The following is a 15,772-nucleotide window of genomic DNA, read 5'->3' as shown; positions in this document are numbered from 1 at the left end:
CCGCTAATAAATCTTGTTTAGGTACTTTTAATAAAGGTAATTTAATATTTTCAATTGATTAATCTTTTACCAAAAAGAGTCTACATTATTTTTTTAATAGTTAAAAAGCCTGTTTTTCTTTCTTCAAGGATGGTTTTTATATTAGTTCCAAAACCATTTATGTCCCAATGATTTTTATATAATAACAATAAGCGAATATATATTAATCTTTTTAATTATCATCACAATTTCAAACTTATTTAGAGATATTAAAATGAGTAATCATATTAATAACAATTCTATATTGTAATTAAATTACATAATCGATATTAATACCTACAAATTATCCTTATTTTAAAAATAAGTATTCAATATTATCTGATTATTAGGATAATTTTCAGTTTAATTTATTCTTGCGCAATTATTTGGAATCAACTTGAATAAACCATAAAAATTTGATAGTTTACTGTTAATTATTTTATCATTTAACAAATAAAGAAGGTAAGTGTTATGACAATCAAAGTAGGTATTAATGGATTTGGTCGTATTGGCCGTATTGTTTTCCGTGCAGCACAAAAACGTTCTGACATTGAGATCGTCGCAATCAATGATTTATTAGATGTTGATTATATGGCTTACATGCTTAAATATGATTCAACTCACGGCCGTTTTGATGGTACTGTTGAAGTTAAAGATGGCAAATTGGTTGTTAATGGGAAAACAATCCGTGTTACTGCTGAGAGAGATCCTGCAAACTTAAAATGGAATGAAGTAGGTGTTGATGTTGTTGCCGAAGCTACAGGTTTATTCTTAGATGATGCAACAGCTCGTAAGCACATCCAGGCTGGTGCTAAAAAAGTTGTTTTAACTGGACCTTCTAAAGATAACACTCCTATGTTCGTTATGGGTGTTAATGATAAAGATTATGCTGGTCAAGATATTGTTTCTAATGCTTCATGTACAACTAACTGTTTAGCGCCTTTAGCTAAAGTTATTAACGACAACTTTGGTATTGTTGAAGGTCTAATGACAACAGTACACGCTACAACTGCAACTCAAAAAACTGTAGATGGTCCATCACATAAAGATTGGCGTGGTGGTCGTGGTGCAGCTCAAAACATCATACCTTCATCAACAGGTGCTGCCAAAGCTGTAGGTAAAGTTATTCCTGAATTAAATGGAAAATTAACTGGTATGGCTTTCCGCGTTCCAACTCCAGACGTTTCTGTTGTTGACTTAACTGCTCGTTTATCTAAACCAGCTAAATACGAAGATATCTGTAAAGTGATTAAAGCTGCTTCTGAAGGCTCAATGAAAGGTGTTCTTGGTTATACAGAAGATGCAGTTGTTTCTACAGATTTCTTAGGTGAAGTTTGTACTTCTGTATTTGATGCGAAAGCAGGTATTCAAATCAGCGATACTTTTGTGAAGCTTGTTTCTTGGTATGACAATGAAGTGGGTTATTCTAACAAAGTATTAGATTTAATAGCTGTTGTTTCTAAAAAATAATCGTTATTAAAGCGCTAAAAAAGTAACTAAAAACGCCCATTATCAAGAATGGGCGTTTTTAATAATAATATTACTATATTAATTAAATTACGACGACTTCTGAAGCTGCTGGTCCGCGAGGGCTATCTTGGATAGCAAATTCAACTTGTTGTCCTTCTGCTAGCGTTTTAAATCCGTCACCGGAAATTGCTGAGAAGTGAACAAATACGTCTTTGCTCCCATCGGCTGGCGTGATAAACCCAAAACCTTTACTCTCGTTAAACCATTTTACTTGGCCTGTTTTCTTATTCATTTACTAGATATCCTAACAATAATTAATATTTTGCCTTTTAGGCTCGTATAGACTTTTTACGCAACATTAATAATTCAACAGATAAAAAAAACAAAAAAATGACTAATAAACTACATCATAATTGTTAACCGTTTTCATAGAAATGTACTGCGTCATAAGTCTGTTACTATTACCGCATAATTTATATTTGAAAGCAAGAAATTAATGACAGTTTTTTTATCTTAGAGTGAAGTTTTTTATAAAATTTTTATATGTGTCGCATAATTTGATATATAGCAAATTATTAGCCGATAAAAAAATTTTAATTTATTTCGAAAGTAAAGAATACTAAAGTAAATTAAGTGCAGATCTAAGGAAATGAGGAAGGTTAATATTAACTATTATGTATCCAATTTATAAAAGTAAACAAATTTATAATATTATTTGTTTTATGCGTTTTTATGGACATTTTAAAAACGTGAGTTAAATGAAATAGGGTTATTCTAAATAGTCATTTTTATCTTGTTACTTTTTTATAATTTAATTTCTGCCAAAAATGTTTGGTCAGATGTAAGAAGTTAAACTCTACAATATCCAGGTAAAATCATATTGGTAACCATATTTCAAATTTTTGTGGGACTAAAAAGAATATAAATGATACATTTATAGGATGTCTTAACAAAATATTTTCGAAATCAAATTAAAAGCCATAAGATATGATCTTATAGCTTAACTTAGGTAATGAATTCTATCTGATTAAAACGTATTATTAGGTGAAACTATTTACTTTTTGCTCTTTCAAATGATTCAACAATCTCTTTACGAGCAGCTTCAGCATTCTCCCAACCTTCAACTTTAACCCATTTGCCTTTTTCAAGTGCTTTATATTGTTCAAAAAAGTGCTTAATTTGAGATTTAAGCAGTTCAGGTAAATCATTTACATCTTTAATATGGTCATACTCTTTTGATAATTTTGTATGTGGAACAGCAACAAGTTTTGCATCTTCACCTGCTTCATCCTTCATTTTTAATACACCAACTGGGCGGCAACGAATAACTGAACCAGGTTGTAATGGGTATGGAGTTGGGACTAATACATCAACTGGATCACCATCAAGTGATAAAGTATGATTAATATAACCATAATTACATGGATAAAACATTGTTGTTGACATAAACCGGTCAACAAAAACCGTACCTGTGTCTTTATCAACTTCATATTTAATTGGATCAGAATTAGCAGGAATTTCAATCACAACGTAAATATCATCGGGTAAATCTTTACCTGCAGGTACATTTAATAGTCCCATTTTAGTATCCTCTATCTTTGTTAATAATATTGTTTAATGATAAGTAAATAAGTGCGCCTATTAAAATTATTCAGTATCACTTAAATCTCTTAAGTACTGAAAAATTTGCTTGGCTACTTTTTGTGTTTTATTGGCTTCTTTTTCTTTCTTAGCTGCCCGAGCTAAAGCGCGAAGCTGCTGCCTATCAGCTGTGGGAAATAAACCAATAATAATTTCTGCATCACCTGTTTCAATCAAATCATCTCTCAGTTTTTCAATCTTATGAAACATTGCAACTTGTTGATTATGGCGATTTTTAAGTTTATCAAGTGCTTGAGTAATTGGTTCAATATCGCGGTTACGAAGTAGTTTTCCGATATATTGAATCTGTCTTCTGTATCCCTCTTTTTTAATTTTTTTTGCAAGTTCAATTGAATAACGTAAATCTTCATCAAGTGGGATCTTATCAATTTCATTTTTGCTTAAATTAACTAATTCAACTCCCAATTTCTTTAAAGCTTCAGCATCTCTTTTTATTTCACTTTTGCTGACATAAATAATTTCATCTTCAATGTCTTTTTTGTTAAATTCTTGCGCAGTGATTAACTCTTTTTGGTAATTCATAGGATTTCTTGTGTTAACAGTTAACTAAAATGTAATTCTGGCTTATTATAGCGTATCATTAGCAGAATTGTAGAAAATAATAAATGAGTATTGAACAGATAAAAAAAGATGCTATAAGCCAAAAATTACATTTATCAGCTATTGTAGCTAATGCTATAGAACAAGCTAAAAAAAGAGTCGATTCAGTGGAAGTCTCGATTAATCAAGCAACAGGACTAAGTGTAAGCACTCGCTTTGGTGAGGCCGAAAACGTAGAATTTAATAGTGATGGCGCATTAGCAATTACCGTTTTCCAAAACCAACGTAAGGGAAGTGCCTCAACCAATGATTTATCGCCAATAGCTATTTCACAAACGATTGATATGGCGATTAATATTATGCGGTACACTTCTGCTGATCCTTGCTCGGGTTTAGGCGATGTTAATCAAATGGCATTTAATCCTCCTGATTTAGATTTATTCTACCCAAGTGAGTTAAATGTTGATAAAGCCATAGAACAAGCAAAAATGGCCGAAGAAATGGCTTTGGCTCACTCTAAGCTTGTTAATAGTGATGGCGGTTATTTTAGTAGCCGATACGGGATTTATGTTTATGGTAATAGTTTAGGAATGTTACAAGGGTATTGTGCGAGTTCGCACTCACTTTCTTGCTCGGTCATTGCCGAGGAAGGTGGGCAAATGGAGCGTAATTATGCTTATACATCATCACGTGATACCAATGATTTAGCTTCCCCCTTATGGGTTGGAGAACAAGCAGCAAAAAAAGCAGTTTCTCATTTGGGCAGTAAGAAAATTTCAACTATGCAAGTACCTGTACTATTTTGTGCAGAAGTTGCAGTTGGATTACTTGGGCATTTGATAGGTGCCATAAGTGGTGGCTCAATATATCGTAAATCTTCTTTTTTATTAGACAGGTTGGGAGAATCGATTCTACCTTCTTGGACTACTATTCATGAAGATCCCCATGTTTTAAAAGGAATAGGTTCTTCACCTTTTGATAGTGAAGGTACTAAAACCATTAAACGTAATATCATTGAACAAGGTGTTTTACAAACCTATTTGCTAAGTAATTATTCTGCTAGAAAGTTAGGGTTAATTTCAACCGGTCATGCCGGTGGCATTCACAACTGGATAGTATCACCAAGCCTATATGATGCTGATTTTGATGCGATGCTTAAGAAATTAGATAAAGGAATAATGATTACTTCATTAATGGGGCAAGGTGTTAATATTGTTACGGGTGATTATTCTCGTGGAGCAACGGGTTTTTGGGTTGAAAATGGAAAGATTCAATATCCAGTTAGTGAAATTACTATTGCTGGTAATCTGAAAGATATGTATAAAAATATTGTCGCAATTGGTAATGATGTCGAAACAAGAACGAATATTCAATGTGGTTCAATTTTGATTGATAATATGAGTATAGCAGGGAAATAAGAGCAGTATGGGCAGATTTTTACATAGTACCTTTTTTCAAAAAATAACTTCATGGATGCCGGGGTTAAGTAGTTTATTACAATATAAGCGAGAATATTTTACTTTTGATCTTAAAGCGGGCTTATCGGTTGCTGCTGTTTCGTTACCTGTGTCCATTGCTTATGCTGAATTAACGGGAGTCGGTGCAATAGCAGGGCTATATTCAACTATTTTACCTTTAATTGTGTATGCGCTTTTTGGCTCTTCTAAACAACTAATTGTTGGGCCTGATACAGCAACTTGTGCGGTGGTTGCTGCTGTTGTATTGCCGTTAGCGGTTAATGATCCTGTATTACGTTGGCAATTAGTTGTTATATTAACAATTATGATCGGTATTTGGTGTATTATTGCCGGGAAGTTGCATCTTGGTGCACTGGCTGACTTACTGAGTCAACCTATTTTAATTGGTTTGCTTAATGGAATTTCAATTACTATTATGGTTGATCAATTAGCTAAAACATTAGGATTTCATTATGATTATTCCTATTTGATTGAGCGAATTATTTATTTTCCATTTAAGATATTCCAAATTCATATAGGAACAGCACTAGTTTCATTTTTTACTTTGCTGATTTTAGTTAGTTTAAAGCGATTAAAACCACAATATCCAGCTCCACTGTTAGCTGTTATTGTGATGACGATATTTTCATGGTTGTTTAATTTTGATCATTTTAATATTCGTATTATTGGTAATGTGAGCAGTGATTTTATTCCTGTCGAATCATGGATTGATTTTGATAAAGGTTTAATGCGTGATTTAGTTGTACCTTCGCTTAATATTGCTATCATCTGTTTTGTTAGTATGATGATAACAGTACGTAGTTTTGCTTCTAAAAATAACTATGAAACAAATGCCGATGTCGAATTTAAAGCGTTAGGTATGGCTAATATTGCAGCAGGGCTATCACAAGGTTTTGTCGTTAGTGGTACATCATCAAGAACTGCTGTGAATGATGCAAATGGGGGTAAAACACAGCTAGTTTCAATTATTGCCGCAATCTTAATTGGTTTTGTAGTAATGTTTTTGCTTTCCCCTTTGCAGTATATTCCAACTTGTGTATTAGGGGTGATTTTAATTTATTCTTCAATTTCCTTAATTAATTTTCAAACGATCATTCGCTTTTTTAAATTTGATCGTGACGCTTTTTATTTAAGCTTATCAACTCTAATTGCGGTACTCGTAATTGGAATTATTCCAGGTATGGCTCTTGCTGTTTTATTAGGTCTATTTTTATTTTTACGACGTATATTTAGACCTAAAGATCAACTATTAGGCATTGATGAAAGTGGGAGAATTCATTCATTAGGACAAGGTGTTAATCCAGTAAATAATACCATTATTTATAGATTTAACTCTCCATTAACCTATTTTAATATTGCCTATTTTAAAAGAAGAATTATTAATTTTATTGATGAAGCAGAGGAACCAATTAACTATGTTATTGTTGACGCAATACCCTGCTTTACCTATAAAGATGTCAGCGTAATATCGGGCATTGATGAACTAGTCAGATCGCTGAAAATACGTAATGTTGTTTTGATTTTATCGGGTAGACGAAAAACACTTAAAAATTGGTTTAAACAAATGAATATTAATCTCGATGATAAATGTATTGAAATTACTTATGATCTTTATTTCGCTGTTCGATTAGTTCAAAGCAGGAGACATATGGAAAAAAATAAGTTTGATTAATCTGCATTATATTTATTTTTAATAAATTAAGGAGTAAGCAACCTGTCTCCTCAACAGAAAATGTATAAAAATTAAAATTAGATTCAATGTTATTAATAAATATTTTACAAAAAATAGCTTTTTGTTTTTTTGAGAACTTTTCTATTTTAATAATAGTAAGATATTAATATAGACAATTCCCTACAAATTTAAGTAAAATAATAGATCTTTTAAATTAAGCAAACAAGTAAAATCATCAGAGGTAAAAATGGCTCGTGTAACTGTCCAAGATGCAGTAGAAAAAATAGGTAATCGCTTTGATCTCGTTTTAGTTGCAGCAAGGCGTGCTCGCCAATTACAAGTCGAAAATAAATCACCATTAATTCCCGAAGAAAACGACAAAGAAACTGTTGTTGCTTTGCGTGAAATTGAAGATGGTCTTGTAAATAAAAATATTCTTGATACTGCTGATTTTCAAACACGCCAAGAAGAAGAGGCAGAAGTACTTTCTACTCTGCATGAATCGATTCTCCTTGAAAATACGCCATCGTACGAATAAGCTTAACAGGAATTGCCTATGCAATATTTTGATAGCTTAAAAGAAATCATTACGTCGTATCTTCCTCCTAAACAAGTTGAGATTATACAAGGTGCTTATCTTTTTGCTAAGAAAGCTCATCAAGGGCAATTCCGAAGTAGTGGTGAATCATATATAACTCATCCCATTGCAGTTGCAGCAATATTGGCCGAGATGCGGCTTGATTGTGATACAATTATCGCTGCACTTTTGCATGATACCATAGAAGATACAACAGTAACTTTTCAAGATATCACCAATCATTTTGGTAAACATATTGCCATTCTCGTTGAAGGTGTATCTAAGCTTGATAAATTAAAGTTTCGTAATAGACAAGAAGCACAAGCCGAAAATTTTCGGAAAATGATGCTTGCAATGGCTGAAGATGTTAGGGTTATTTTGATTAAACTTGCTGACCGTACGCACAACATGAGAACTCTTGCTGCGTTAAGGTCTGATAAGCGGCGTCGGATTGCAAAAGAAACGCTAGAAATTTATGCACCACTAGCACATCGTCTCGGTATTCATCATATCAAAACAGAGCTCGAAGTTTTAGGCTTTACAGCTATGCATCCAAACCGAGCAAAAGTCATCGAAAAAGTTATCAAGTCCGCTCGAGGAACAAGAAAAGAACTTATTCAGCAGATCTTATCTGAGATCAGAAGTCGATTATTAGAAGCCCACATTGATGCAGAAGTTGAAGGATTAGAAAAAAATATTTATGTGATTTATCAGAAAATGCAAATGCGCGAGCAGCATTTTCATTCAATTATGGATATTTATATTTTTAGAATTTTGGTGAAAGATATTGATGCTTGTTACCGTGCACTTGGCCTTGTGCATAATCTTTATAAACCACGCCTTAATCGTTTTAAAGACTATATTGCTATTCCAAAAGCGAATGGTTATCAATCATTACATTCTTCATTAATTGGTCCACATGGCACACCAGTTGAGGTTCAGATCCGTACTGAAGATATGGATCAAATGGCTGAAATGGGAGTAGCTGCGCATTGGGTTTATCATGAAAACAATGCGCTCAATAATACAACAGCACAAATTAAAGCTCAACGTTGGATGCAAAGCTTACTTGAATTGCAACAAAGTGTAGGTAATTCATTTGAGTTTATAGAAAACGTAAAATCAGATTTATTTCCTAAAGAGATTTATGTTTTTACACCAAAAGGTCGTATAGTGCAGTTACCAGAAGGAGCGACTGCAGTTGATTTAGCTTATGCAGTCCATTCAGATATTGGATATCAATGTATTGGTGCAATTGTGGATCGTAAGCCATATCCTCTTTCACAACCCTTAAGTAACGGGCAAACGGTTGAAATTATTACTTCTCAAGAGAGTAGACCTAATGCTAACTGGTTAAATTTTGTAGTTAGTGCTAAAGCTCGATCGCGCATTCGTCAAGCGTTAAAAACATTAAAACGTGAAGATGCAATTGAATTAGGTCGACGATTGCTAAACCTATCCTTGCTTAGGTCTGGTGGTATTAATGCGCTTTCTATAAAACAGAAAAATAAGATTATTGAGTTAACAAAATTGCAATCTTTTGATGATGTGTTAGCGGAAATTGGGCTTGGAAATATCATGAGCCATTTTATTGCTAAAGGAATAGTACACGAAGAATTATTTCAAGATTTGTCTGAGACAAATAAAACACTTGTTATCACTGGTAGTGAAGGTGTTTTAGTGACCTTTTCAAAATGTTGTCATCCAATTCCTAATGATCCTATTGTTGGGTTGGTTAGCCCAGAAAAAGGATTAACAGTGCATCATGAATCTTGCCGAAATGTTTCTGGTTATCAAAACAACCCCGAACAATATATTTTAACAAGATGGGCGCTAGATATTACACAGCTATTTGTCGCTGAAATTTGGGTGGATATTACCAATAATCAAGGATCACTTGGACATATTCTTTCTATCATTAATGATGAGCAAGCACATATACAATGGCTTAATACTGAAGAAAAAGATAGGCAAATTTACACGATTATCCTTCAAATTGAAGTTAAGAATACACAAAAACTTAATGATTTAATGCGGAAAATCTCATTTCAGCAAGATGTTGTTAGTGTCACTCGTAATGTTAATCAGCGATGATGAGCCGATTTTTTAGTCAACTGCCATTGATACAATTAACGGGTATTGGGAGTAATCTAGAAAAAAAATTCCATACACTGGGCATATACACAGTTCAAGATTTATTATTGCATTTCCCTCTACGTTATGAGGATCGTACTTCTTCATGTGCCATTGGAGATGTTTCTATAGGTGAATACACCACTATAGAAGGGCGGATTATAAAAAGTGAAGTAATTTTTAGACGCCGACAAATGTTAATCTGTCATATTCAAGACGACTCAGGTATTGCGATATTAAGATTCATGCATTTTAATGCTGGAATGAAAGCAAGCTTAGTTCCGGGAAAATGGATCACGGCTTACGGTGAGGTTAAAAACGGAAAAACGTATCCCGAAATTATTCATCCCCAATTTAAAATAAAGACAAACCTTCAAGAAAAAACGGTTAATTTGGAGGATAACCAAGAACGTTTTACACCTATTTATTCCACAACCTATGGATTGACTCAGAATGTCATTCGTAAATTAATTCAATCAGCTTTACTATTACTTAAACGTAATCTTCCTGAGGAGATTTTGCCAGAAAAGCTGGCAAGTCGTTATTTAAGTGCATATGACTCACTAAATATTATCCACAATCCACCAATTGATACTGAGATTAAACTGTTAGAATCGGGTGAGCACCTAGCTATTAAGCGGTTTATTTTTGAAGAGTTGGTTGCTTATCATTTGAGTATGTTAATGATAAAAAAACATAATCAAAACCAGCAATCGCATTCATTTTATCCAAGCCAACGCTTAATTAAGCCATTTTTATCTTCATTACCTTTTACGCCGACTCGTGCTCAGCAACGAGTTGTGCAAGATATCTATCAAGATATGACCAAAGCTGTACCCATGATGCGATTAATTCAAGGTGATGTTGGTTCTGGTAAAACATTAGTAGCAGCTTTAGCAGCGTTGAATGCAATTGAAAATGGTTGCCAAGTGGTTTTGATGGCACCAACAGAAATATTAGCCGAGCAACATTATAATAATTTTAGTACTTGGTTTGAGCCGTTGGGAATTAGTGTTGATTGGTTGTCAGGAAGATTAACCGCCAAAAATAAGCGACAGCGTTATGAGCGCCTTCAAAAGGGTGAAATTACTATGTTAATTGGTACTCATGCAGTATTTGTTGATAAAGTAGAATTTACCTCTTTAGGTCTTGTCATCATTGATGAACAGCATCGATTTGGTGTTAATCAGCGCCTAAGCCTTTGGGAAAAAGGAATTAAAGATCATCTTTATCCGCATCAATTAATTATGACGGCAACGCCTATTCCAAGAACATTAGCTATGACCGTTTATGCTGATTTAGATGTTTCTGTTATTGATGAGTTACCACCAGGTAGAACACCAATTAACACAGTTGTAATACCTAATAATCGCCGAGATGAAATTATTGAACGTGTAAATCAAGCTTGCTTAGCAAACCGCCAAGTTTATTGGGTTTGTACATTAGTTGAAGAATCTGAAATGCTTGATGCCCAAGCTGCTGAAATACTTGTAGAAGAATTACAACAAAGATTGCCACATCTTAATATTGCTTTAGTACACGGCAAAATGAAATCAGATTTAAAACAATCAGTCATGCAAGACTTTAAAGCTGGAATGATTCAACTACTTGTTGCTACAACGGTTATTGAAGTCGGTGTTGATGTGCCTAATGCGAGTTTAATGATTATCGAAAATGCAGAACGATTAGGCTTAGCTCAATTACATCAATTGCGAGGGCGAGTAGGGCGTGGAACGGCGGTATCGCATTGTGTGCTTATGTATCAAGCGCCTTTAAGCAAAGTTGCCCAAGCGCGTATGAAAGTTATGCGTGAAAGTAATGACGGTTTTGTTATTGCACAAAAAGACCTTGAACTTCGTGGTAGCGGCGAAATTTTAGGAACTAGGCAAATGGGAGTGGCTAATTTTAAAGTTGTTGATCTAATTCGTGATCAACATTTGATTAGTGAAGTACAACAAGCCTCTTATGATATCCAAAAAAATCACCCACAAAGTGCAGCGCAATTAGTTGATTGTTGGCTGCCAAATCGTGAAAAGTATATTAATGCTTGATTAATAATGTTAAGTTAGATTGCGTGTAGATGGTAAATTTATTGTTTGAATCCGTCCACACGCTAAAGTCGAATTGCTACATTAGCCAATTATAAGAATGAGCGATACGGCAATTCTGGCTCATCGATAAAAATATCCCTAAAGCCACGATAATGTTGATAATGCATTTTATGTTTATCGGTTGGGTAAGTATATTTACCACCAACTTGCCAGAAGAAAGGGGTAAATTGATAATCAAGACGATCTTTTTTCATTTTCCATAAAACTTCAATTTCACGAGGATCGCTTTGGAAGTTTGCCCAAATATCATGGTGGAAAGGGATCACAACTTGAGTATTAAGCGATTCAGCAGCCCGTAAAATATCAGCCGATGTCATTTTATCGGTCACGCCACGAGGGTTTTCGCCATAAGACAGTAGTGCAACATCAATTTTGTAGTCATTACCATGTTTGGCATAATAGTTAGAATAGTGAGAATCACCAGAGTGATACAGTGAACCACCAGATGTTTCAAATAAATAGTTGACCGCTCTATCATTCATACCATCTAAAATAGATTTATCGGTTGATGATACACCTTTTGGTAAAGTCACCAATGATGTTCTATCAAAAGAGTCTAATACCCGAATAGTAATATCACCTACTTCAATTGTTTCGCCAACTTTGGCAACAATACAGCGTTCTTCAGGTACACCCCAACTTTTCCATAATTCCACACAAGCTTTTGGACCAATAAATTTTACTTTTGATGAACAGTTTTGAATAACTGCAGCTGCAACATTTACATCGATATGATCGGCATGATCGTGCGTTGCCATCACTGCATCAATTTCTTTTATTGCAAAAGGATCCAGAACAAATGGGCTAGTTCTTAAGTTAGGCTGCAATTCACGAACTCCACCCATTCGCATCATTTGGTGTTGTTTGTTCATTAATGGATTGGCGTGAGTTTTTTTACCAGTACCACACCAAAAATCAACAGATATATTGGTATTACCAGCTGATTTCAACCAAATACCTGTACAAGCAAGCCACCACATAGTAAATGTATTGGGTTTAACCTCTGTTGTTTCGATCTCTTCATTAAGCCAAGTTCCCCATTCAGGAAATGTATTTAGTATCCAAGATTCACGGGTAATTTCATTCACTTTACTCATACTTTGTTCCTTTTACAATTTAATAGTTAAACTAAAATAACTTCAACACCTTGCTCCTTAATGCATTCGATCACGTCCTTATTAGCTTGTTTTCCAGTAATTAAAATATCAATTTTATTTACTGGACAAAAAAGCATGCCTGAATTGGCTTTAGTATCAATTTTTGAACTGTCTACTACCACAACTAGTTTTTCGACTTGTTCAAGTATTTGCTGTTCTGCAACCGCACCTAAAATTTCATTTTTATATAGACCTATTGGCGTTAAAGTTTTGCCACTAGTAAACATCCATTTGCCCGCATAAGAATCAGTAATATTGGCAACTGGGTTAAGGATAATATTTTGTGTTTTGTTGTATAACCCTCCCATAATGATGACATTTTCATGATCATGCTCAATCAAATAACAGGCGAGTGGAAAGTAGTTAGTAATAATTGAAACATTCTTACCACATAATTCACGGCCTAATAAAAATGCTGTTGAACCACAGTTAATGACAATATTTTCGTCACTACTACAGAGTTTTGCTGCACGAATCGCAATTCGAGCTTTTTCGTGATAGTGATCGGTATTGTTGTTGTCAATCGGTGCCCAGATTGGTTTTACTTCTTCTAATCGCATAATGCCATTACGAACTTTTTTAACTCGCCCTTCCTGAGCAAGCTTAGTAATGTCTCGTCTTGCTGTGGCTGGTGATATAGCAAAGTTGGCAATTAATTCTGTTACTTTAACCATGCCTTTTTCATTAACTAATGCCACCATTTCGTTATGCCGTGCGATTTCGTTCATTATTTCCTCTTATATTATTAAATGATTAAATATGATCATTTTGATAATAATTTTCATTTGTATTATTGTCAATTATTATAATTTTAACTTTCATTATTTAATTATTTAATGTGTTGATAATAATAGTTTTAATTTTGTTTTTTGCTTGTTATTTTTTATCAGGTTGTGATCTGTGTCACAGATGCTGTGTTGATTTTTTAAAAACAGTGATCTTTATCAAACTAATCATAAACAATCATTGAATGATTTATTTTGATTGTGGAATATAACAAATATTATTAATGAAGATGAACAATAACAATAACGTAAAGTGAGCAGTGTTTCATTCATTCACTTTACAGTCTGTAAGAAACTTGATGAAAGACATTTAAATGGAACTCGATATCAGGGATGAGTGCTGTTAGAGCAATAAAAATGTCAATAACTGATGAGAGGGACATATGGAAGTAATCTATAACGTATTTTATATTTTTTATAGTCAAGTGATGACAAAAGCGCCTTTATTACTTGGTTTGGTAACAATGCTTGGTTATTGTCTGTTACGTAAAGATCTAACTACCGTGTTAAAAGGCACAATTAAAACCATTGTTGGATTTATGTTATTGCAGGTTGGTTCGGGGGTTTTAGTATCAACGTTTAAACCCGTTATTGCCAAATTGGCTGAATATCATGGTATTAAAGGTTCGATTATTGATACTTATGCATCAATGGTTGCTGTTGAAAGCGGTATGGGTGAACACTACTCATGGGTAGGCTATGCGGTTTTACTTGCTTTAGCTATCAACATTTTACTCGTTATTTTTCGACGCCTGACCGGTATTCGAACTATTATGTTAACTGGCCATATTATGTTCCAACAGGTTGGTTTAATTGCACTATTTTACTTTCTTTTTGGTTACAGCATGTGGGAAACCATCATCTATTCGGCCATTATCACCGCACTTTATTGGGGAATATTTTCTAATATGATGTTTAAGCCAACCGAAGCGGTAACTGGTGGAGCTGGCTTTTCAATAGGACACCAGCAACAGCTAGGATCTTGGATTGCGGTTAAATTAGCGCCAAAATTAGGTGATAAAAACGATACAGTTGATAATCTAAAATTACCAAAATGGTTACATATTTTTCATGATAGTATTGCTGCAACCACAATCGTAATGACGATTTTCTTCGGTATTATATTACTTTCCTTTGGGTTAGATAATTTACAAACAATGGCAGGTTCCACTCATTGGACTATCTACATCTTTGAAACAGGACTTAAATTTGCCGTCGCAATTCAAGTTATTGTTGGTGGTGTACGCATGTTTGTTGCTGAATTATCTGAAGCTTTCAAAGGTATTTCAGAAAAACTGATCCCTAACGCAGTATTAGCCATTGACTGTGCGGCAATTTACGCTTTTTCTCCAAATGCGATGGTATTTGGTTTTATTTGGGGGGCATTAGGGCAATTCTTAGCGATTGGCTTGCTCCTTATCTTCAAATCGCCAATTATGATTATACCGGGATTTATACCGATGTTCTTCTCTAATGCAACTATCGGAGTATTTGCTAACCATTTCGGTGGATGGAAAGCGGTAATGAAAATCTGTTTTGCTATGGGCATGATAGAGGTATTAGGCTCTGCTTGGGTGATCGATATCTTTGCTAAAAATGGCACGCCAATTGATTCATGGATGGGAATGGCCGATTGGGCAATTTTATTCCCACCGATTTTGCAAGGTTTGTCTTATTCTCATTTATTTATCTATGTACTGATAGCACTTGCGTTAATTTACATGTTTTTTGCTGCTAAACAGTTGCGCCAGGAAGAGTCCATACAACAAAAAAAACCAGAAATTAACGATGAACATCAAGATATTAACGAAGCTGTACTTGAAAAAATGGATGAAGTTGCTGTGAGTGAAGGTCGTCCAGTGCGGATTTTAGCGGTATGCGGTAGTGGTCAAGGTTCATCAATGATGATGAAAATGAAAATCGCCAATTATCTAAATAAAAAAGGTATTCCAAACGAAATGGACTCCTGTGCTGTAACAGATTACAAATCACGTTTGCCAAATGTCGATATCATCGTCGCTTCTAAGCATCTGATTCATGAAATCGAAGTTAATGAAGGTCAACATGCATTAGGTGTGCAAAATATGCTAAACCCACAAACCTTTGGCGATGAGCTTATAAAACTGATTGAACAAGTGCTTTTAAAATAGATTTTAAATACTTAAGGAG

12 protein-coding genes are annotated in these 15,772 nt (G+C 34.2%); 7 read left to right on the top strand and 5 right to left on the bottom strand.

The window, feature by feature from the left end; translation table 11 throughout:
- The first annotated feature begins 489 nt into the window (after positions 1-489).
- Positions 490-1,488 (top strand): glyceraldehyde-3-phosphate dehydrogenase, encoded by a 999-nt coding sequence (gene gapA, locus A9G48_RS04320; protein WP_034943291.1) that lies wholly within the window; start codon positions 490-492, stop codon positions 1,486-1,488.
- Between the two features lie 82 nt (positions 1,489-1,570).
- Here gapA and cspE read toward each other — a convergent pair whose 3' ends face one another.
- The 3 genes from cspE to yjgA form a co-directional block, all read right to left on the bottom strand.
- A complete protein-coding gene (gene cspE, locus A9G48_RS04315; RefSeq protein ID WP_034943290.1) occupies positions 1,571-1,780 on the bottom strand; it encodes a transcription antiterminator/RNA stability regulator CspE in 210 nt (69 codons plus the stop codon).
- A gap of 758 nt (positions 1,781-2,538) precedes the next feature.
- On the bottom strand, positions 2,539-3,069 hold the full coding sequence (gene ppa / locus A9G48_RS04310) for an inorganic diphosphatase (protein ID WP_034943289.1): 531 nt from the start codon (positions 3,067-3,069) through the stop codon (positions 2,539-2,541).
- A gap of 66 nt (positions 3,070-3,135) precedes the next feature.
- The gene (gene yjgA, locus A9G48_RS04305; protein WP_034943288.1) at positions 3,136-3,672 is read right to left on the bottom strand and encodes a ribosome biogenesis factor YjgA; all 537 of its coding nucleotides are present in this window, start codon (positions 3,670-3,672) and stop codon (positions 3,136-3,138) included.
- An 83-nt stretch (positions 3,673-3,755) separates the two neighbouring features.
- Here yjgA and pmbA point away from each other — a divergent pair, with 83 nt between their 5' ends.
- The 5 genes from pmbA (at position 3,756) to recG (ending at position 11,601) form a co-directional block, all read left to right on the top strand.
- Complete coding sequence (pmbA, locus tag A9G48_RS04300) at positions 3,756-5,108, top strand: metalloprotease PmbA (protein ID WP_051824984.1); 1,353 nt, start codon at positions 3,756-3,758, stop codon at positions 5,106-5,108.
- Between the two features lie 7 nt (positions 5,109-5,115).
- Positions 5,116-6,840, top strand: a complete 1,725-nt coding sequence (locus A9G48_RS04295; RefSeq protein WP_034943287.1) for a SulP family inorganic anion transporter — start codon at positions 5,116-5,118, stop codon at positions 6,838-6,840.
- 247 nt (positions 6,841-7,087) lie between these two features.
- Positions 7,088-7,378, top strand: a complete 291-nt coding sequence (gene rpoZ / locus A9G48_RS04290) for a DNA-directed RNA polymerase subunit omega (protein WP_034943286.1) — start codon at positions 7,088-7,090, stop codon at positions 7,376-7,378.
- Between the two features lie 18 nt (positions 7,379-7,396).
- Entirely contained in the window at positions 7,397-9,511 is a 2,115-nt protein-coding gene (gene spoT, locus A9G48_RS04285) for a bifunctional GTP diphosphokinase/guanosine-3',5'-bis pyrophosphate 3'-pyrophosphohydrolase (RefSeq protein WP_034943285.1), read from the top strand.
- Positions 9,508-11,601 carry an ATP-dependent DNA helicase RecG gene (recG, locus tag A9G48_RS04280; protein WP_034943284.1) on the top strand — a complete coding sequence of 698 codons (2,094 nt, stop codon included), beginning with the start codon at positions 9,508-9,510 and terminating at the stop codon, positions 11,599-11,601. Before spoT ends, recG begins: the two co-directional genes overlap by 4 nt.
- A gap of 89 nt (positions 11,602-11,690) precedes the next feature.
- Here recG and ulaG read toward each other — a convergent pair whose 3' ends face one another.
- Entirely contained in the window at positions 11,691-12,758 is a 1,068-nt protein-coding gene (gene ulaG / locus A9G48_RS04275) for an L-ascorbate 6-phosphate lactonase (protein WP_034943283.1), read from the bottom strand.
- 26 nt (positions 12,759-12,784) lie between these two features.
- On the bottom strand, positions 12,785-13,546 hold the full coding sequence (ulaR, locus tag A9G48_RS04270) for an HTH-type transcriptional regulator UlaR (protein ID WP_034943282.1): 762 nt from the start codon (positions 13,544-13,546) through the stop codon (positions 12,785-12,787).
- A 440-nt stretch (positions 13,547-13,986) separates the two neighbouring features.
- Between ulaR and A9G48_RS04265 the strand changes: the two genes are divergently transcribed.
- Positions 13,987-15,753, top strand: coding sequence for a PTS ascorbate-specific subunit IIBC (locus A9G48_RS04265; protein WP_065575817.1), 1,767 nt, complete (start codon positions 13,987-13,989; stop codon positions 15,751-15,753).
- Positions 15,754-15,772 lie beyond the last annotated feature (19 nt).

It is taken from the genome of Gilliamella sp. wkB18 (assembly GCF_001690875.1).
GTDB classification, from domain to species: domain Bacteria; phylum Pseudomonadota; class Gammaproteobacteria; order Enterobacterales; family Orbaceae; genus Gilliamella; species Gilliamella apicola_A.
The sequence above is the reverse complement of the archived record's forward strand: the minus strand, read 5'-3'. Positions and strand labels throughout refer to the sequence as shown.